The 20,025-nt window shown below is 42.7% G+C and carries 20 protein-coding genes and 1 pseudogene; 12 read left to right on the forward strand and 9 right to left on the reverse strand.

Annotated elements, in window-relative coordinates; genetic code table 11:
• The 3 genes from F6K38_RS14655 to F6K38_RS14665 all read left to right on the forward strand — a co-directional run.
• On the forward strand, positions 1-1,075 hold a 1,075-nt coding region (locus tag F6K38_RS14655), incomplete at its 5' end, for an AGE family epimerase/isomerase (protein ID WP_287356821.1).
• 1 nt (position 1,076) lies between these two features.
• The gene (locus F6K38_RS14660; RefSeq protein ID WP_287356823.1) at positions 1,077-2,636 is read left to right on the forward strand and encodes an AGE family epimerase/isomerase; all 1,560 of its coding nucleotides are present in this window, start codon (positions 1,077-1,079) and stop codon (positions 2,634-2,636) included.
• 299 nt (positions 2,637-2,935) lie between these two features.
• Positions 2,936-3,691 (forward strand): thioesterase II family protein, encoded by a 756-nt coding sequence (locus F6K38_RS14665; RefSeq protein WP_009149543.1) that lies wholly within the window; start codon positions 2,936-2,938, stop codon positions 3,689-3,691.
• 155 nt (positions 3,692-3,846) lie between these two features.
• On the opposite strand, the gene F6K38_RS14670 is transcribed toward F6K38_RS14665, so the two are convergent.
• The 3 genes from F6K38_RS14670 to F6K38_RS14680 form a co-directional block, all read right to left on the reverse strand.
• Positions 3,847-5,070 carry a diaminopimelate decarboxylase family protein gene (locus F6K38_RS14670; RefSeq protein ID WP_009149545.1) on the reverse strand — a complete coding sequence of 408 codons (1,224 nt, stop codon included), beginning with the start codon at positions 5,068-5,070 and terminating at the stop codon, positions 3,847-3,849.
• 64 nt (positions 5,071-5,134) lie between these two features.
• Positions 5,135-5,863: a class I SAM-dependent DNA methyltransferase gene (locus F6K38_RS14675; protein WP_009149547.1), complete on the reverse strand. Its 729-nt coding sequence runs from the start codon at positions 5,861-5,863 to the stop codon at positions 5,135-5,137.
• Positions 5,864-5,931: 68 nt separating this feature from the next.
• Positions 5,932-6,429: an SET domain-containing protein-lysine N-methyltransferase gene (locus tag F6K38_RS14680; protein WP_009149548.1), complete on the reverse strand. Its 498-nt coding sequence runs from the start codon at positions 6,427-6,429 to the stop codon at positions 5,932-5,934.
• A gap of 142 nt (positions 6,430-6,571) precedes the next feature.
• Here F6K38_RS14680 and F6K38_RS14685 point away from each other — a divergent pair, with 142 nt between their 5' ends.
• Both F6K38_RS14685 and F6K38_RS14690 read left to right on the forward strand, forming a co-directional pair.
• Positions 6,572-6,841, forward strand: a complete 270-nt coding sequence (locus F6K38_RS14685; protein WP_009149550.1) for a hemolysin XhlA family protein — start codon at positions 6,572-6,574, stop codon at positions 6,839-6,841.
• 160 nt (positions 6,842-7,001) lie between these two features.
• A pseudogene (locus F6K38_RS14690) lies at positions 7,002-7,211 on the forward strand (hypothetical protein); the annotation flags it as partial.
• A 49-nt stretch (positions 7,212-7,260) separates the two neighbouring features.
• Here F6K38_RS14690 and F6K38_RS14695 read toward each other — a convergent pair.
• Positions 7,261-8,577 (reverse strand): RNA-guided endonuclease InsQ/TnpB family protein, encoded by a 1,317-nt coding sequence (locus tag F6K38_RS14695; RefSeq protein ID WP_287356825.1) that lies wholly within the window; start codon positions 8,575-8,577, stop codon positions 7,261-7,263.
• Between the two features lie 58 nt (positions 8,578-8,635).
• On the opposite strand from F6K38_RS14695, the gene tnpA reads away from it, so the two are divergent.
• Together tnpA and F6K38_RS14705 are read left to right on the forward strand one after the other, a co-directional pair.
• Positions 8,636-9,043 carry an IS200/IS605 family transposase gene (gene tnpA / locus F6K38_RS14700; protein ID WP_009149556.1) on the forward strand — a complete coding sequence of 136 codons (408 nt, stop codon included), beginning with the start codon at positions 8,636-8,638 and terminating at the stop codon, positions 9,041-9,043.
• Between the two features lie 170 nt (positions 9,044-9,213).
• Positions 9,214-9,498 carry a hypothetical protein gene (locus F6K38_RS14705; protein WP_165691814.1) on the forward strand — a complete coding sequence of 95 codons (285 nt, stop codon included), beginning with the start codon at positions 9,214-9,216 and terminating at the stop codon, positions 9,496-9,498.
• On the opposite strand, the gene trmD is transcribed toward F6K38_RS14705, so the two are convergent.
• Positions 9,492-10,166, reverse strand: coding sequence for a tRNA (guanosine(37)-N1)-methyltransferase TrmD (gene trmD / locus F6K38_RS14710; protein WP_009149558.1), 675 nt, complete (start codon positions 10,164-10,166; stop codon positions 9,492-9,494). The two genes, F6K38_RS14705 and trmD, sit on opposite strands and share 7 nt — an antisense overlap.
• A 214-nt stretch (positions 10,167-10,380) precedes the next feature.
• Between trmD and F6K38_RS14715 the strand changes: the two genes are divergently transcribed.
• Entirely contained in the window at positions 10,381-11,232 is an 852-nt protein-coding gene (locus F6K38_RS14715; RefSeq protein ID WP_044494486.1) for a cyanophycinase, read from the forward strand.
• Between the two features lie 437 nt (positions 11,233-11,669).
• A complete protein-coding gene (gene cphA, locus F6K38_RS14720; RefSeq protein ID WP_287356828.1) occupies positions 11,670-14,348 on the forward strand; it encodes a cyanophycin synthetase in 2,679 nt (892 codons plus the stop codon).
• A gap of 24 nt (positions 14,349-14,372) precedes the next feature.
• Here the strand turns inward: cphA and F6K38_RS14725 are convergent, their stop codons facing one another.
• The gene (locus tag F6K38_RS14725; protein WP_287265005.1) at positions 14,373-14,507 is read right to left on the reverse strand and encodes a hypothetical protein; all 135 of its coding nucleotides are present in this window, start codon (positions 14,505-14,507) and stop codon (positions 14,373-14,375) included.
• Between the two features lie 77 nt (positions 14,508-14,584).
• Between F6K38_RS14725 and F6K38_RS14730 the strand changes: the two genes are divergently transcribed.
• Positions 14,585-14,782, forward strand: a complete 198-nt coding sequence (locus F6K38_RS14730; protein ID WP_287265004.1) for a hypothetical protein — start codon at positions 14,585-14,587, stop codon at positions 14,780-14,782.
• A gap of 101 nt (positions 14,783-14,883) precedes the next feature.
• Here F6K38_RS14730 and F6K38_RS14735 read toward each other — a convergent pair whose 3' ends face one another.
• The 3 genes from F6K38_RS14735 to gloA2 form a co-directional block, all read right to left on the reverse strand.
• Positions 14,884-15,348, reverse strand: a complete 465-nt coding sequence (locus F6K38_RS14735; protein WP_009149566.1) for a DUF29 domain-containing protein — start codon at positions 15,346-15,348, stop codon at positions 14,884-14,886.
• A gap of 127 nt (positions 15,349-15,475) precedes the next feature.
• A complete protein-coding gene (locus tag F6K38_RS14740) occupies positions 15,476-15,898 on the reverse strand; it encodes a profilin (RefSeq protein WP_009149568.1) in 423 nt (140 codons plus the stop codon).
• Between the two features lie 291 nt (positions 15,899-16,189).
• The gene (gene gloA2, locus F6K38_RS14745; protein ID WP_009149570.1) at positions 16,190-16,576 is read right to left on the reverse strand and encodes an SMU1112c/YaeR family gloxylase I-like metalloprotein; all 387 of its coding nucleotides are present in this window, start codon (positions 16,574-16,576) and stop codon (positions 16,190-16,192) included.
• A gap of 165 nt (positions 16,577-16,741) precedes the next feature.
• Between gloA2 and F6K38_RS14750 the strand changes: the two genes are divergently transcribed.
• Positions 16,742-18,211, forward strand: a complete 1,470-nt coding sequence (locus F6K38_RS14750) for a TldD/PmbA family protein (RefSeq protein WP_009149573.1) — start codon at positions 16,742-16,744, stop codon at positions 18,209-18,211.
• A gap of 203 nt (positions 18,212-18,414) precedes the next feature.
• Positions 18,415-19,755, forward strand: coding sequence for a TldD/PmbA family protein (locus F6K38_RS14755; RefSeq protein WP_009149577.1), 1,341 nt, complete (start codon positions 18,415-18,417; stop codon positions 19,753-19,755).
• Positions 19,756-20,025 lie beyond the last annotated feature (270 nt).

The following is a 20,025-nucleotide window of genomic DNA, read 5'->3' on the forward strand; positions in this document are numbered from 1 at the left end:
AGGGCGATCTGTATTTTCTGAAGATAATCTTACTCCTCTTTCTTCTGTTTCAGAGCGTAATAGTCAAGAACTAGCCTATGCTTTACAGGGGATGGCTTTTTATTACTATCTAACTCAAGATGAAGAAGTATTGCCAGATATTATTAAGTTAAAAGACTTTATCTTTGAAAATTACTATGATTCAGAACAAGACATAATACTTCAATTACCTAAAAACCCTCAAAACCAGGAATCCAAAAAACAAAGGAAAGGAATAGTGTATGAATTAGATCAAATGAACACCTATCTAATGCTTCTCGCACCGATATTACCTGAACCTTACCAGTCGCAGTGGAAAAAAGATTTGGTTCACATCTCGCGGATCTTAATGAACCAGTTTTACAGTCCTGAATATAATAATTTTTGGTATTATATTGACAATGCAGAAGATAAAAAAATATTAACTGGCAAAACTGATTATGGACATTCAATAAAAACTTTGTGGATGATCTACCTAACTGGTAAATTAGTTAACAATGAAAGATTTATTACTTTTGCGAGAACTAGTGCTGATAAGTTATTCAAAGAAGCCTATGATTCTGAATCAGGAACATGGTATTCACGATTGTATGCTGATAAAAATAAAAAATTAATTAAAGACCTTAATAAAAGTTGGTGGATCTATGCTGAATTGGATCAAGTAGCAGGAACTCTGAGTTTAGAAAACTCATCCTACGTTGACAAATATTTAAAATCAACAGTTAATTGGTGGTTTAAGAATATGGTAGATCATACTAATCATGGAATCTGGCATAAAGTAATTTGGCCAACTTTAGAAAAGAAAGGTTTTAAACAATGGAAATGGAAAAATGGTTTTCACAGTTACGAACATGCTTTAGTGGGCTATATTACTACTCAAGCAACTCAAGGAGAAAAAGTGAAACTATACTTTGCCCGTAAGGAAGGAAAAGAAAAAAAAGGAATTAGACCTTACTATAATACAGGAAAGATTGAAAAAATCAATAAAAAACCGCTACAATCCATACCTGAAATGAATAAAATCGAAGTTACTTTTACGGAGATTAACTATAAATAAAATGCTTAAAAAGTTTCGTAAAAACAAATTTGCATTTAGTCTAATCACTAGCCTAATTATCTTGATACTTTGTTGCTTTTATACCGTATTTCAACCAATATTAGCACAACAAAATACAGAAATAACGATGGGTCAACAATGGTTACAGCATTTAGAAGAAGACCTCAATCCTTGGTGGTTGATGGAAACTGCTTACGGTAAACCTGTGGGTAATTTTCCTAGTTTTCGCTGCGACAATGGTGATCTAGTCAATCCATCTAAACCCTGTTCAGCTTTTACTAAATTAGGAGACAATTATGGTTATATTACCAACAACTTAGATAAAAACTATATTGTCTCTCAGTCTCGTCAAGTTTACACATACTGCGTAGCCTATCATTTAAGTGGAAACCCAAAGTTTCTTAGTTTAGCAAAAGCTGGAATAGATTGGATTCGTAACTATGGACTTGATCGAGAAAATGGTGGTGCATTTAGTTACTTGAAAAGAGAAAGTCGCCAATCTGGTCCTTCTGTTTTAAAGCGTACTAGTCAGGAACTAGCCTATGCTTTACAGGGAATGGCTTTTTATTACTATCTAACTCAAGATCAAGAACTATTACCAGAAATTATTCAACTAAAGAACTTTATCTTTGAGACCTATTATGATCCAAAACTAGAGATGATGATGTGGGTTCCCAAGCAAGTTAAGAATGAAAATGTTACTAACAATTGGCTTAAACAGAAAAAACATTTGCTGTCCCAATTGGATCATATCTATACCTACATGCTTATTCTCGCGCCAATCTTACCAGAACCTTATCAATCAGAATGGAAACAAGATTTGTTAAATTTATCAAGTAGTATAATCAACGAATTTTATAGCCCTGAATATAATACATTCTGGATGGAGATTAACAATATAGGAGAGGGAAAACTGCCGACAGATTATGGTCATTCCATGAAAGCCTTTTGGATGATTTACTTAACTGGTAAACTTTTCAATAATCAAAGATTTATTGACTTTGCCCAAATAGGTGCATCTCGTATGCTAGAGGAAGCTTATGATGTAGAATCAGGGCTTTGGGGTAGAGGTATTAGTTTTGATGAGAATGATAAGGGTGTTCGTGACCTTGACAAAAAATGGTGGGTCTATGCTGAATTAGATCAAATGGCAGGAACACTTAGCTTGGAAGACTCATCCTACGTTGACAAATATTTAAAATCAACTGTTAATTGGTGGTTGAAAAATATGGTAGATCATACTAATCATGGAGTATGGAACTTACTGACTTGGCCGACTTTAGAAAAGCAATTACCTAAACAATACCACTGGAAAAATGGATTTCACTCCCATGAACACGCCCTAGTTGGCTATATTACTTCTCAGGCAAACCAAGGAGAAAAAGTGAAACTATACTTTGCTCGCAAGAAAGGCAAAGAAAAAGAGAATATTAAACCTTACTACTATACAGGTGAGATTGTTGACATCAATAGGTCGCCAATGCCATCAATAACTGATAGTAATCTGCCTTCACTATCCGATTTGAATCGGGTGATAGTAAGTTTTACTGGTATTAAATAGGGTTTTCTGAACAGAAGGCAGAGGGCAGAAGAAAGGAGTAAGGTTTCAAGGGAGAAGGTTTTTTATCACTAATTATCCGAACATGATATTAATATAACTCGGATTTTATTGTAAACTATTTATGGGCTTGGTGAAATAACAACTAAGCCTATTATCTTGTATTACAAAAGTGATCGATTTCCCAACTTCTGCGGCGAAGTCTATTGATTACTTTCCAAAGATAGGGATCCGTGTAGGAATTGTGATAATTTCGTTCCCTACTCCCTACTCCCTACTCCCTGTTCCCTTCAAAATAACCAATGACTACTACCAACTCTTGGATCACTCGCCCAAAACCAAATCCTAAAGCCCGCCTGCGCCTATTTTGCTTTCCTTATGCTGGTGGTGCTGCTTCGAGCTTTCGCACTTGGCCGGAGCAATTGGCACCCCATATCGAAGTCTGCCCAGTGGAACTGCCTGGACGGGGCAAGCGACTGCGGGAACCCCTGGTTACTGGCGTATTGCCCCTGATTGAAACCCTAACACCAGGTTTACTGCCCTATCTCGATATCCCCTTTGCCTTTTTTGGTCACAGTCTCGGAACAATAATCAGTTTTGAATTAGCCCGTCAACTCCGGCGCGAGGAAGCCCAGAGTCCTCGACACTTGTTCATTTCCGGTCGCCGCGCTCCTCAAGTACCTGCCCGAAAACTTCCCCTTCATAACTTGCCCAAGTCTGAGTTGATCGAAGAATTGCGTCAATATAATGGCACACCAGAGGCTGTGCTAGCAAACCAGGAGCTAATGAAGCTGTTTCTACCGATCCTGCGAGCGGATTTCGGGATGAACGAAACCTATACCTACACTAGCGAACCCCCACTTAATTGTCCGATATCTGTTTTCGGAGGTTTGCAGGATACCGACGCCAACAGTGATGAGCTTGCTGCCTGGCGTGACCAAACCAGTAGCACTTTCACGATACACATGTTTCCTGGTGACCACTTCTTTCTTAATAATAAGAAGGAGTGTAATCAGCTTTTGGAGCTAATCACAAAGTTTGCGATCGCACCAGTGTGATTCCTTGGGTCTTTCCTTGAAAACCCGGTCTGGTGAGGGAGCGGGGAGCAAAAGCGTTTGATAAGCTTTTTTATTCCCTGCTTCGAGGTTTGAGCTTCTATTTTCATCACAGGTCTACTAATTCGAGACACTTTTTTTTTGTTCACCCAATTTGATCACTCAACCAGGCATAGACGGTTGTCCCGAATGACAAACTCTTTCGGTATTGGTAGTCCATGCAGACTCCGCGCCACACTGCTGGTGTAGGCACCCGATGCATTCAAGATCACGCGGTCACCAACCTCTATTCTTGCCATCTTTTCGTTAAGACAAAAATAATCTGTCTCATAACAAGTACAACCTGCGAGGTCATGGACGAACATAGGTCCTTCTCGGAAAGGGATCTGAGCAACTGCTGGACGTGGTGCCCAGAACATCAAGTTCCAAGCAGAGGTATCCAAAACAACAATGCGATTCCCAGAGGGATGATCGTCTGCTGCTTTGACCTCCGCAACCAGGTAGCCCGCCATCATAGTTAATAGCATTCCTGGCTCAATCACAAGCCGCACTGGTTGCTGGCGCTGGTTGTTGATACGAGTAATGGTTTTATTTACTAAATCCCAAACCCGTTGTGCTTCAGGTTTTTGCAGATGGAACAGGTAAGCCCAACCACCGCCGAGATTGAGCACTTCAACTTTAGGAAAGATTTCCAAGCAAGATACTAGCAAATCAAGTGTCTGATGTAGATCTGCTTCTGAAAAAGTTTCACCTTCATGAACATGAAGATGGACGACCTCAAGCTCATGGGTTTGTATTAGGCTGTGTAGACCGGAATCTGTGGGATCAACTCCAAATCTACTCCATCGGGTTACTGCATTCTTAGCCTTAGCATCTTCGTGAAAAGGAAAGCGAAGTCGAAGTCCAACTCTTTTGTCTCGGTTAACGCTTTCACACCAGACACGCAACTGAGACAGACTGCACAAATCTGGAATAACACCCTCAGTTGCCAAACGCTTAAGGTCGGCAACTGAGAAGCCTGGTGCTGTAGAGTAGATTGGCCACAGCCCTGCTGCCATGGCAGCATCTAGCTCTTGTATGGTGGTAATGTCTGCTCCTAGGCCAAGTTTAGCCATATGACGCAACACAGATTGGCAGCGGTTTGCTTTAACAGCCAAACAAAGCTCACTATTCTGAATTTGTCTGAGGTCGTTTCGTAAAGCCGTTACAGTGTCAGTGATGGCATCTAGGTCGTACACAAGTGCCGGGGTGGGAATATCACTGGCAATCTTGAACAATGTCTCAGGAATAGTTGGAATAATTGTCATCCAATTTCTAAATTCAGTTACATCATCTCGCCATCCATCTTTTATTTCTGAGTTGTTATTGTCTTTTGAGATCATGCTACTGCCAAATCTTAATTGTTTTGAATAAGTTTTTCTTGTTGCGTCTAACTCGAACCTTTTTTTACATCACTTTTTGGTAAACCATATATAAATCGTCGGGAGTCGCCTCTTTTAACTTAAACCCTGCCGCCTTCATGGTATCTTCTAGAAGTTGGCCGTACACCATTAAGAATTTATGGCGATCGCTAGCAACTATCTCACCTTCTTTTTTGAAACGATAGTCTGTTTCCCAAAAGTACATTTCTTTATTCTCTAGGAAATCGAGATGCTTTTGCTGAGCGTAAACAATGCCGTTGCCAATCTCTTGCTCGCCATCTGCATCAATTTCTTCTGCTTGAATGTTAAGTACAAACAAGCCTCCGTCAAGTAAATGGCGGGCAATATTGTCTAACATTTTAACGGTGTCCTCAAAATTGGGCAGAAAACTGTATAAGTGGTAATCGTTACCAACCCGACTAACACCGGCTGGACCCCCATGGGAATATATGCCATCAAAAGATTCTTGCAAATCCATTGATAACACATTACCTTCTACTACCTTTGCCCGATTTCCCAAACGAGCTTTACTCCGTTCTAACATAGCAGGAGTAAAATCTATGCCAGTTATCTCATAGCTGGGATCTAATTCGAGCAGTTTTTCTGCAAGCAATCCCGTTCCCACCCCTATTTCGAGAAGTTTTTTCCGACCTTTGAGGATAGAGTCCAGGGACTGAGCTTCTTTCGGATAGTCGTAATACCCACTTTTCATAGTGGCGTCATAATACTCGGCAATGTTATCGTATTTATTCATAGTGGTAGCTCTCCTAATTTTATTTGAGACTGTTGATTTAAACTGTTTATCAAGCCAATTTTAGGACATCAATGTCGTTTAGCCAAGCGCTGCTGTATATGCTGCGCGAGTTTGTATTTTGTTAAAATATCTAAGGGTAAGTAGGCGGCACCTCGAATAGTACCCAAGCAATCTTTGCTTTGACAAATACAATCAAATCCTCTATCCATCGACCATTCCGTAGATGGATAGAAGAAAGTCAGTTCCTCCCCAATTTCAATTTTAGTCATGGCTCTCAGAACGCGATCGCTCACAGCGAAAAATACATTGGGAGCGCAGCTATGATTGAGATAATGCAAAAACTCTGGGTGGAGCATAATATGTTGGCGTTCCCCAATTTGGAGGCTTAAATAATTGGGCTGCTCTAGGCTCTTTTTTACGCCAAATTTAGAGATTACCTGTCCGGGCATAAACTCGACGGTGGTGTGTAGGGATTTGCTTCCAGTTGTCGGACACTCCCGGAGCTCGGCCCATGATGCAACTTTTAGGGGTTTTTCAGCGATATAGTTTTTACCAAATTCATCCATATAAGTACCTGATCCAAATTATTTGGATGCAGTATTCCCGCTCTAAGCTATTATACAATTAGTTGGTATTTTTAAAAAAAATATTTTGCAACAAAAGTCAAGAGTGTATGAAATGACCAATAATAAATTAGGAGTTTAACTCATGAGCGAGACACCCATAACAATTACTTACTCTTTAGAGGAAGTATTAAAAGACATAAACGGGAAGCTAGACAGCCTTCAAAAAGATGTCAACAAGATAAACGAAAGACTAATAAAAGTAGAGACACAGCTAGACGCGGTCGCAACGGATGTAAAAGAATTAAAAGGTTCAACCAAGGCACAAATTTGGACATTGATCGGCATTTTGGTCACAGCAGTTGGCGGTTTTCTGGTAGCAGTTGGTCGTGTTGTTATTTCAGGCAACCCCTAATTTATTCTCAAAGGATGGATTGGAGCCAGCAGAGATTAGGGATTTAGAGATTGCGTTCGCGAAGCGGTTCCAAAGGAACATCGCGTAGCGGTTCCAAAGGAACATCGCATGTAGCAAAAAAATACTATGCTAGCAGCAGATTGATTACCCAAGCCTTGCCATGGCTCCAGAATCTGACCCGTTGACGGAACCCCGTAAAGTCGTGGAAGATACCAATGCGAACGCTAAATTTTTCCAATTTGATCAACACCAAGCCAAACTTAGTACGGAGATTCTGGCGGGAATAACCACCTTTGTCACCATGGCATACATTCTGGTGGTTAATCCTGATATTTTGTCCAATGCCATTTTTCTCCAACAACCCAAGGATTTTTGAACTCTCCCCGCTTTAAAAAGACGGGGATTGTTAGCTGATCTCACTACGCGGGTTGAAACCGCGCTGCGTGATGCTTACAATACTGACTAGATAGAGAATCCAATCTGTACCGTTGTGGCAGGTTCAAAGCTGCCCTACCGACCTCGGCTAGGTCAACCCCTAGCTGTGTCGCTACTTTGCGCAAAATATTACATGCGTGCCTTAAATCTGCGTTAATTAACTCGTTATTAGCTGACCGATAGAGACCACGTCTAATTCGCTTTCCAGAAGGCTTCCACCCCAAGCCCGAAGGGCACGCTTCGCGAATGGGTTTCGCACCAAGTGTAGGTAGAAAATCCTGATCTAGAAAACTAGCCTTACTCGTATAGCTTTCTTCGGTTTCAATGAACTTAATACCGTATTGCTCGCATAATTGCTGGACTCGATTCTTGAGTCTTGCAGTGGTAATTTGGACAAACTCTTGATTGTTCTTTTTCCCAATCTTAATGCCATCTTTATTGCGTTGATTCCATCCAAATACCACGGTGCTAATTTGATTCCTCAAGCACCAATTAATAAAAAACTTGGCTGCTTTGTTGATATTGTCCCGCATCTGGCGATTCCGCTTTTCAGTAATATTTGCCAAACGCTCATCCCAGTAGTCTTGAGGCTTGCCCTTTTTAATTTTGGCTACCTGTTTGTTGTACCACTGGTTTTGGGATTTAATCTTGCGACCGTCAATAATAAATGATTTGCCGGTGGTAGAAACGCAAGTCAACCAGTTGTTGAGTCCTGGATCTATTCCTAGGGCGTTACCACTAGTCTGAACTGGCTCGATGTCAGATTGCTTGTAGACAAATTCCAGGTAAAAGCAGCCATTGCGAGGAACAAAACGGAATTCATTGATCGACTTGAAATCCAGATTAGATGGCATTGGAAGAAGGAAATGATCAATTCCAAACCACGCTTTAACCTGGTTCCCTAAAGAAAACTTGAGCTGTCCATCTTTTAGCTTCACCCACCTAGCTGGATAACTTACGACAGCCATTCCGCCTTTCTTTCTGTACTTTGGAACCCTTGGCTTATCCCTTAGTTTTCCAGATTTATAAAGTTTTGCCAATGCCTGATAGGATTTAAATGATTCAATTACACTGTGGAGAATTTGTTGAGCACAAGCAGATCTCATTGCCCTGAAATGGATATTAGTTTTAAGGATCTTGTCTAACTCAAACTTCTTGACATACTTACCAGCCTTAAACAATACTTGACGGCAATAATAAATAGCGCAATTAGTTAACTTATTGGCTTCTCCGCAAATAAATTCTAAAACCGCCCTATTATCAGGGTCTGTGGTTATCAGGTGCTGTTGGCATCCATACATTCCTCGTCACCTCCTTAGTCTATAGGATAACTTGAATATACTACCTCTGTCAACAACTATGGTCAGAAATAATCAAGAAATATTCAGGACAAATCCGCACTCGGTAACACTAATCAATTACCACTTCGTCTGGTGCCCTAAACGAAGAAAAGCAGTATTGACCGGAAAAATAAAGATGAGATTGCAAGAAATAATTTTTGACTTGTGCTCAGAACATAACTGGAGGGTTATAGCCCTAGAAATCATGCCCGATCATGTTGATATGTTTTTGGAGGTCGATCCTACCTTTGCTCCTTCCACGATCATCAAACGAGTGAAAGGGAGGGCTTCTCATTATCTCAGGAAGGAGTTCCCTGAATTGCTGAAATTACCCACCTTATGGTCTCCCAGTTATTTCTGCTCGACTACTGGAAACGCAAATACAGAAACAGTCAAGAAGTACATCCAAAATCAAAGAGGAAAATAACGAGAGCCGGGATAAATCCCGGTACGCTCCGGAGACGAAACCTGATTAATAAGGCAGCCTTAATCATGGAGGCGCGCTTTCCATAGGCGAATTAAATTCGCCATGGGTCGCGCCTCAAAGTTTTAACCTTTTTCCCATAACCGACCAACCATAAAGGCTGCCTTATTCTTGTGGTAACTTCTAACCCCGCCCACCCAATCAATTGGGTGGCTAACTCTCGCTTGTTACATCCTCTGTTTGGGGAACTAGTGATTGCCACCAGGATTTCAGCTGCTTTGGCAACCTTAGTGATGGGACTCTATGCCAAATATCCATTTGCCTACTCCCGATTCCCGATTCCCGATTCCCGATTCCCGATTCCCGATTCCCAATTCTCGATTCCCGATTCTCAATTCTACATTCTACATTCTACATTCCCGATTCCCGATTCCCGATTCCCGATTCCCGATTATTGATCATACAAATCAGGACGGCGTTCTTTAGTCCTCTGAATTTGCTGCTCTTTACGCCAGCGGTCAATTTCCCCATGATTTCCTGATAACAGAACTTCTGGAACCTTCCATCCCCGAAACTCAGCAGGTCTTGTGTACTGAGGATAGTCCAGTAACCCGGCTTCAAAGCTTTCTAATTTAAGGGATTCGGCTTTGCCTACTGTTCCTGGTAGCAACCGGGTGACACCATTAATCATGGCTAGGGCTGGGATTTCTCCACAGGTTAAGACAAAATCCCCCAATGATACCTCTCGGGTGACTAAGTGTAATACCCGCTCATCCACACCTTCGTAGTGTCCACAAATTATCACCAGCTGATCATAACCTGTGGCTAATTCTTTGAACAATTGCTGTTTCATGGGTTCCCCCTGAGGGGTCATTAAGATGACATCACGCTGGGGTAAAATGGGTAAAGACTCTACAGCCGCAAAAATCGGCTCTGGTTTCATCAACATCCCCACCCCACCACCATAAGGCTCATCATCAACTCGCCGATGTTTGTCAGTAGCAAAGTCTCGGGGGTTGATCAGATGCACTTCGGCAATTTGTTTGAGGAGCGCCTTACCAAGTAGCCCTGAAGTCAGGGGAGAGCTGAAGAAATCCGGAAATAGAGTGATAATGTCAAATCGCACAAACAGTTAAGGGAGGGTAGGGGTCTGGAGCTAAAAATCCTGTGGGAAGAGGCTAAGATACATAATCAGTGATTATGCATAAATGGTAAGGCTATAATGCGTGAATATCATTAAATAATCACGAAGTAAACTGAAAAATTGCTATAATGTGGCATTTTAACTAAAAAGCACTACTCAAAAGTATTGAACTCACCTCATGCCCATTACTAATATAATGCAGCAGTTAGAATCTCAATTGCAAAGAATTAGGATGCCTAAGTCCACTCAACCAGCTATTTTGGTAATCGGCGGCGCTGAAGATAAAGTTCATGGAAGAGAGATCCTGCAAACTTTTTTTGGGCGTGCTGGAGGAACTAATGCTCGCCTTGCCATTATCCCTTCAGCCTCCAGAGAACCAACCGTGATTGGCAGTCGCTATCAACGCATCTTTGAAGACATGGGAGCCGAAGAAATTCGGTTGCTAGATATACGCGATCGCTCTGAAGCAGAAAACCAAGACTTACTAGAGTACTTGGAAATCTGTACCGGGGTATTCATGACTGGAGGTGACCAACTACGCTTGTGCGGGCTACTAGCCGATACCCCCTTAATGGAAAAAGTTCGGCAGCGGGTTCATCAGAGCGAGATTACCCTAGCTGGGACAAGTGCTGGGGCTGCAGTTATGGGTCATCACATGATTGCTGGTGGTGGTAGTGGTGAGTCTCCTAATCGTGCTTTGGTGGATATAACCATGGGCTTAGGAATCATTCCAGAGGTCATTGTAGATCAACATTTCTACCATCGCAATCGTATGGCACGCCTGATTAGTGCTATTTCGGAACATCCGGATCGATTGGCAATCGGAATTGATGAAGATACCTGCGCTTTGTTTGAAAAAAATGGTTGGTTAGAAGTGATGGGTAAAGGGACTGTCACAATTATTGATCCCAAGGAAATGTCTTACACGAACCAGCCTAAGATTGGTGCTAACGACCCGATCAGTATCCACAATCTGCGAGTGCATATTCTATCTCATGGCGATCGCTACCACTTTCACAAGCGTTCCTTATTTGCAGGAGAAAGCTAAACCTTCCTTCTGGAAAGCCAGCAATCCTGGACAACAACTGCAATCACCAGCCCACGCTTTTGAGTATGGCTTTACCTGCCCTTTGCCAAGGGATGCAGCGCCTTAATCAGGGGGTTTCCTCATGACTGTAGTTGGGGGAACTCATCTGAGTACCTGCTGGCTGCGATAGTTATGGATAATTTTGAAAAAAATGTTCACACAGAACAGTTTTTTTTCTCTCCAAGGTTGATAATAATAAGATTATCCCAAATCTAATCAGCAGCCTACCGGATCGCCTGATTCCCGGATTGGAGCTAGAGTTTTCAAGCGTGCCAATCGGCTAATAATGTGCCAAAGTAGTGCCAAAGTAGGCGATAAAGGCGGATTTTATTTGATAAATTGCGTCTTTACGCTTCCTTGCACATTCAGCGAGCATCACCACCGAAGTTTCAGTTGATATGAGAATTCTGAGAATCCAGACTTTACGTGGTCCTAATTATTGGAGTATTGGACATCACAAACTGATTGTCATGCGTCTCGATTTAGAGGAATTGGCAAATACCCCCTCCAACGAGATTCCTGGCTTCTATAAGGGACTAAAGACTGTCCTACCCAGTCTGGAAGAGCATTTCTGTTCCCCTGGTGTCCGGGGGGGATTCCTTTCTCGGGTTGCCAGAGGCACCATGATCGGGCACATCATTGAACACGTTGCCCTAGAACTACAAGATCTGGCGGGCATGAGAGTTGGATTTGGTCGCACTAGAGAAACAACGACACCAGGAGTCTACCAGGTCATATTTGAATACATTGATGAGCAGGTGGGTCGTTATTCAGCTAGGGCAGCTGTGCGGCTGTGCCGTAGCATCATTGATAAGCAAACCTATCCCCAAAGTGAATTAGAACAAGACCTGAAAGATTTACAAGAACTGGCTAATCATTCAGCTTTAGGACCAAGCACTCAATCCCTGGTTAAGGAAGCCGAAGCCAGAGATATTCCCTGGATGCAGCTGAGCGCGAGAGCGATGATTCAACTGGGCTACGGTGTCCACCAAAAGCGGATTCAAGCCACATTGAGTAATTATTCAGGGATTTTAGGCGTTGAGTTGGCTTGTGATAAAGAAGGTACCAAACAAATCCTGAGGGATGCTGGTGTACCGGTGCCCCGGGGGACAACAATTCGATTCCTAGATGATTTGGAAGGGGCAATTGAGGATGTAGGTGGCTACCCGATTGTGATTAAACCCCTGAATGGGAATCATGGACGAGGCATTACCCTCGATATTAATAGCTGGGAAGAGGCACAGACTGCCCATAAGACCGCCAAAGAAGTCTCCCGCTCTGTAATTGTGGAGCGCTATTATAAAGGTTTTGACCACCGGATTCTTGTGGTCAATGGCAAGGTAGTAGCAGTAGCAGAGCGCATCCCTGCCCATGTGGTGGGTAATGGTAGGTCTACCATTGAGGAATTGATTGACCAAACTAACCTTGATCCCCATCGGGGTGACGGACACGACAATGTCTTGACGAAAATTGTGGTAGACGCTACCAGTGAGAGTGTCTTGAAGAAGCAAGGCTATAGATTGGAAAGTATACCCAGAAAAGGAGAAGTATGTTACTTGCGGGAAACTGCCAATCTCAGCACTGGGGGTATTGCTGTAGACTACACCGATAACATCCATCCAGAAACTATCTGGCTGGCAGAGCGGGTTGCCAAAATTATTGGTCTGGATATTGCTGGAATTGATATTGTCACTTCCGATATCACTAAGCCTTTACGGGAAGCTGATGGGGTGGTGGTAGAAGTGAATGCTGCCCCTGGCTTTAGGATGCATGTTTGTCCTAGTCAAGGTAAGCCTAGGAATGTGGCAGCACCAGTCCTAGATATGCTCTTCCCAAATGGGCAACCTAACCGTATTCCCATCATCGCGATTACAGGTACCAACGGAAAAACCACGACAACCCGCTTAATTGCCCATATCTATCGCCAAACTGGAAAGGTTGTGGGCTATACCACTACAGATGGAATCTACATTGATGAATATGTTGTGGAAAAAGGTGATACCACTGGACCCCAAAGTGCTCAGGTAATTCTCAAAGACCCTACTGTTGAGGTGGCAGTGCTGGAAACTGCTCGGGGTGGGATCCTGCGTTCTGGCTTGGCCTTTGACAAATGTGATATTGGGGTGGTTTTAAATGTCTCCGCTGACCACTTGGGACTTGGAGACATCAACACCATTGAACAGATGGCCAAGGTCAAGAGTATTGTGGCGGAAGTGGTGAGTCCGAAGGGCTATGCTATCCTCAATGCTGATGACCCCCTAGTCAGAGCAATGGCGGAAAAGGTAAAGGGTCAAGTGGCTTATTTCTCGATGAACTCAGAAAATGAGTTAATCAAAAATCACACCAGTGGTGGTGGTCTGGCTGCGGTTTATGAAAATGGTTATTTGTCCATCATCAAAGGGGATTGGACCCTGCGGATTGACGAGGCAGTAAATGTGCCAGTGACAATTGGGGGACGGGCACCTTTTATGATTGCGAATGCTCTAGCTGCCAGTCTCGCTGCCTTTGCTCAAGGGGTCTCGATTGAGGCCATTAGAGAAGCATTGACCACATTTAGGGCTTCTGTAGACCAGACACCAGGGCGAATGAATTTGTTCAATCTTGGCAGTTACCATGCTCTAGTGGATTATGCCCACAATGCAGCTAGTTACGAGGCATTGGGTAGTTTTGTGCGCAACTGGCCCGGAGAGTGCTTTGGGATTGTGGGTGGTCCTGGGGATCGCCGGAATGAAGACTTTATTGAACTAGGACGACTCTCAGCAAAAATCTTTGACAGGATTATTATCAAAGAAGATGATGACTTACGGGGACGTCCCAGTGGTGATGCAGCTGAGTTAATTTGTAAGGGCATAGGACAGGAAAAAAGCGAGTCCAACTATGAGATTATCCTCAGGGAGACAGAGGCAATTGAGAGGGGTTTGGATAAAGTCGCTGATGGTGGTTTAGTGGTGATTCTGCCAGAAAGTGTAAGTCGTGCGATCAAACTAATTGAGGCTCGTAATCCTTTGCCGGATAATGGCCTTAAGGCAAGCAGTGCTGATAACGAAGATGAGTTGAAGCCATCGGTGGTGAAATAAGTGGCTGTTGGGATTGGTTGAAGGTTAAAGGTTGAATGTTGAAAGTTGACGGTTGAACGCGCACGCGTGGCCTTTTGGCCAAGGTTGAAGGTTGACCGTTGTTCGTCCTTGGCCTTGCCGTAGGGTAGGTTGAAGGTTGACAGTTGTTTGCGATCGCATAAGCGCGGAAGCTGAGGCCTTTGGCCACGCTTTGCGAACGCTTCATCGCGTAGCGTAGCCCTTTGGGCTAATCGCCTTTGGCAGGCTCTTCGAGCCATCGCATAAGCGCGGAAGCTGAGGCCGTAGGCCAAGCGGTTCCTAAGGAACATCGCATCGAGGTGCTGGGCTATAGAAGATTGAGTGAAGGTTATCCCTGGATGGCCTTCGCCCAAAGCACCTGGACAAAACGCGATGTTCCTAAGGAACATCGCGTTTTCCATAACAATTTTCGGTAGCGATGCAGCGCGGTCTTGCTCACAGGAGTCGGTTTTTTACATTTGGGGAGGGAGTCAGGAGTCGGAAACTGAAAATTTGTACCTCAGTTAATGGAAAATAGCTATACAATATCAGCTTTTAAAGGCAGCCACTCTTGATTTAATAATTGTTCGAGAGTATAGGGACAGTCTTCAGGAAATTGAATCATCATACCGGTTTTTTTTATGACATATTTTAAAGCTTTTTGATAAACTTTGCCTTGATTATCTTGTAAATGATTGCGGAGGTTTTGAGTTAAATACTCGTCCATTTGGCTTCTAAAGCTCATAATTTCCGCTTGCCAATGATTGGCATTATAGTCATATTGCTCTTGCCAATAGTTCAGCAGTAGTAAATGTCGGATAATTTGCTCTAAAAAACTTTCAACTGTTAATTTATATCGACGTCCCAATCCTTCTAATTCCTCAATTAAATGCTCTATGTCGAGATTTTCTAATTGTTTTTCTTTTAATAGTTTTAGAGTTTCTAATAACCATTTTTCATTATCAACATCATACAGATAATATAGATCACTTGTTTGAGTCATTGCTGTACTCGATAGCGGTTTTCAAGCTAGTAAGTAATTTTTTGGTTTTAGGGAACAGGGAACAGGCAGCAGGGGGTGCATCTCATATTTGTAAAAAATATGAAATGCACCCGATCATGATTCACCGTTACATGCCTATACTTTCTAAATACTCTGCAATTACTGCAACTGCCTTATTGGCATTTCCTTGTTGGCAACCTTCTGGACAGTGAGCAATAACGACAGCAGTTTTGCTGGCCTGGAGAGTAACAGCTCCTATGTCTTTCTTTTTTCCATAAACAACTTTGCCATCCTCCTCTCGCAAAAATTGATACTTTTCCCCCTTAATCGATATACCTCCTGCCATGAATCCCGTGAAATCCTTTGACTTAAAAGCATTAGCTATATTTGCGCTTTCATCAGGATTTAGCTTTAAGGCATTAGGATGAGCATCTGTAGTCCACTTAGCACCACCATCAATACCTATGATACTAGCTTTATCAACATGAACAGTGCCATTAGCATCTTTAGATTGTGCAATTAGATTATCAATGTAGCTATCCCAAGACATTTTATTTAGTTTTCTTTCAAATTTTAATTATTATTATAGTAAACCATTATAGCATTTTTAATCAACTTAGTATGCTCAAAGCCAATCAACTAAACGGTTTAGTTTAACGACAGTAGTTCATTACTTTACTGTTGACTGTCAACAAAAAAGCAATCGCTTAAATCCTGTCATTGAAATCTGTATCAGCTGACTAATTTATATTCCCAGATCCCAGATTCCCGATTCCCGATTCCCGATTCCCGATTCCCGATTCCCGATTCCCGATTCCCGATTCCCGATTCCCGATTCTATTTAAATTTCATACATTTCTAACGGTAATCCATCCGGGTCTTGAAAAAACGTAAATAGCTTGCCAGTATGCTCATCAATTCTAATCTTTTCTACATCCACGCCCTGGGATTTGAGATAATTCACCGACGCTTCAATATCATCGACTTGAAAAGCTAAATGTCTCAATCCGCAAGCTTCGGGACGACTAACTCGTTCAGGGGGATTAGGAAACGAAAATAACTCAATCCTATCCCCATCACCCACTTGTAAATCCAATTTATAAGAATTTCTAGCAGCTCTGAAGGTTTCTTCAATAATTGAAAACCCTAAAATTTCCACATAAAACTGTTTCGATTTTTCATAATCTGAGCAAATAATCGCTACATGGTGAAATCCTTTGGTTTTCATAAAACTAATCTGAAATTAAGTAATAGATAAATAAGTTTCAATCAACAAAGATCATCTTCCATAGTATGGAACCAGATTCAACCAAGTTTTTAGGATTTTGCTAGACTGGCAGATATAAAACCCATCATCAAAAGGATATATATCCAAAGGATAAGGAAATTATCTATGCCCCCAACCCTACTTCTATCCAAAGAACTACCTACTCTGGAATACCAATCCACATCAGAACGCTTTGATGAAAGCTGGAGAGCTCCCCTTTCCACCCTCCTGGGATTAGGACGAGCAGCTGGTGCTGATTTTATTGAGTTTTTCCTAGAAAGGGTCAACTACATCAGCTGTCTTGCGGAAGATGATGCCATTACTAGCATTTCTCCCCGCCTTACCTCTGGTGCTGGTATCCGAGTATTTCGGGGTAAGTCAGATTGCTATGTTAGCACTAATGATTTATCCTTTTCGGGGCTAAAAGCGGCTTTGGAGAAAGCCCTGTCTATTCAAGGGCTGGAATTACCTACCCCTAATGCCTTTATCCCAGAAACTAACCTGGAACTGTTGCGGGATTACGCTACTGCTAAGGGCAAAGACACTTGGCTATCCGGTTGCAGTTCGATGGCAGAAATGGGAGAAGTACTCCTGGATGCCAATGGGGCACTCCAGCGCAAGGCTAGCCATGTCCAATCCCGACGGGCTGTTTATTTCCGGGATTGGCAGGAAGTTCTGGTGGCAGCTAGTGATGGTACCTTTGCCAGAGATATTCGTTTAACTCAGTCTGTGGGATATAACCTACTATGTGCTGATGGCGACCATCGCTCTTCGATTGGCAAGCGTGCTGGTAGTACCGGTAACCCAGAGTTTCTAAGAGCCTGGGATTATAATGGTACTGCCGAGGAAGTTGCTGAATCCGCTGGTAAGATGCTCTATGCGGATTACGTAGAGTCTGGTACTTACCCCATTATCATGGCCAATTCCTTTGGTGGGGTAATTTTCCATGAAGCCTGTGGACACCTGTTGGAAACGACCCAGATTGAGCGGAAAACTACTCCGTTTGCTGACAAAAAAGGCGAGAAGATTGCTAACGAAAGCCTTACCGCTTGGGATGAAGGGTTATCTGACAATGCCTTTGGAACTATTGATATGGATGATGAGGGCATGCCAGCCCAAAGAACTCTGTTGATTGAAAATGGCATACTGAAGAATTTTATCGCCGACCGGGCAGGGTCTCAGCTGACTGGACACCCCAGAACAGGTAGTGGACGCCGTCAGAATTATGCCTATGCTGCTGCTTCACGGATGCGCAATACCTACATCGCCCCTGGTGATTACGAGGTAGAGGATTTATTTGGTTCTATCGATAAAGGCATTTACTGCAAGCGGATGGGCGGTGGTAGTGTTGGTGCTACTGGGGAATTTAACTTTGGTGTCGATGAAGCCTATTTGATTGAAAATGGCAAAGTCACTAAACCGCTGAAAGGGGCAATTCTGATTGGGGAAGCTAAGGAAATTATGAATAAAATTTCCATGTGTTCCAAAGACTTAGGATTAGCCGCTGGTTTCTGTGGTTCCATTAGCGGCAGTGTTTATGTCACCGTCGGTCAGCCTCATATCAAGGTAGATTCGATTACCGTTGGTGGACGGTAAGTTACCCCAGCAGCCAGGCTTTGGGACTAGTGTTATCCGATCATCTCCGGTTAAAGACTTATCGTAACCATTCAGCTAATGCGCGTAGCGCATAAGCTGATAGCTGATAGCTGATAGCTGAATGCTTACATCCGAAGTGATTAACCGGATTTGATATCATGCCTCTTTTTTTTGTTAACCCAACATTCACAATCTAAGATAAGATGACCAAGATTAATGAGATAGCTGATTCGGCGAATGCGATCGCAAAACGCCTGGGAATTGAAAAATTCGATATTTATGGCTCTGCAGTGGATGAAGCTGGTGTTCAAGTAGACCAGGGTGAGCCAAAACAGGTTGAGGCATCTAATCGCTCTGGTGTAACTGTACGGGTTTGGAATCAAGACCAGAAAGTAGGCATTACTTCAACTACCGATACAAACCCAACTGGGTTGGAACTAGCCTTAAAAACCGCTTATGAGGCGAGTAGTTTTGGGGTGAAGGAAAACGCCCCAGACTTTAGCCCTGAATCAACGGTATCGATTCCAGAGATTCCCAATAATCAAGTGCCTCAACAGCCAGTATCTAAATTAGTAGAAACCCTACTGGATTCAGAGAAAAAGTTACTGGAAGCTCACTCGGCTATTGCCGGAGTTCCTTACAATGGACTATCTCAACGGGATGTTGAGCGCTTTTATCTCAATAGTGATGGGGCATTGCGCCAGCAAGCTAGTTCCTCTGCTTCCATTTATCTTTATACCAAAACTGAGGAAGAAGGGAAAAAGCCCCGTAGTGCTGGTGCCTATAAGATTAGTAAAGGGTTAGAAACTCTGGATATTCAGACTTGTCTGCAAGAAGCTGCTGAGAAAACCATCAGTCACTTGAACTATGAGAAAGTTAAGTCCGGTAAATATCGGGTAGTGTTCTCTCCCGAAGCTTTCCTAAGTTTACTGAATGCTTTTTCTAATTTATTTAATGCTCAGAATATTCTAGACAAGCAAAGCCTCTCGACTCCTGAGTTTCTAGGTACTCAAATTGCTTCTCCTCTGCTTTCTGTCTGTGATGATGAGCTACATCCAGAGAATGTGGCACCGGTCTATTTTGATGGAGAAGGAACCCCTACTCGTCGAGTACCGATAATTACAGAAGGGGTGTTAAGCAGTTTTCTGCACAGTGCTGGCACCGCGAAACGCCTGAATGCTCAACCAACAGGTCATGCAAATATTGGAGCTAAAGTTACAGTTAGCCCTAATTTCTATCATGTTTTTCCTGGTCAATCTGCTGAACAAGAGTACAGCTTAGACCAAGCGGAGAATGTGATTTGGATTGATGAAGTGAATGCGCTTCATGCAGGAGTTAAAGCACTCGAAGGTTCCTTTTCTCTACCCTTTGATGGTTGGATGGTGAATAAAGGAGAATTAACTAGTATTGATTCCGCAACCGTAGCCGGAGATTTTCGGGAACTGCTGAAATCCATTATTTATGTGGAAAAAGAGGCTGAGTTGACCTCTGGTGGAGTCTGTCCAAAAATCTGGGTTGATGGTTTGTCCATTACTGGGGATTGAGGGTTTAAGGTTATTTGGTTGAAGGTTAATAGGTTGAAGGTTAACAGGTTGAAGGTTAACAGGTTGAAGGTTAACAGGTTGAAAGTTGATTGGTAAAAATTAAAAATTAGTAACATTTTCAAGCATTCAGCTATCAGCTGAATGCTTATTTATTGGATATTAACTACCCGGCTAAGCTGTCGCACATTTAAATTGGTTATTATAGCACTACGCATTAAGGTTAGGACATTGATACAAGCTGAAAAGCTATTTTAGTAAACTTTTGCCTTT

It is taken from the genome of Moorena sp. SIO3B2, from assembly GCF_010692525.1.
GTDB lineage: Bacteria > Cyanobacteriota > Cyanobacteriia > Cyanobacteriales > Coleofasciculaceae > Moorena > Moorena producens.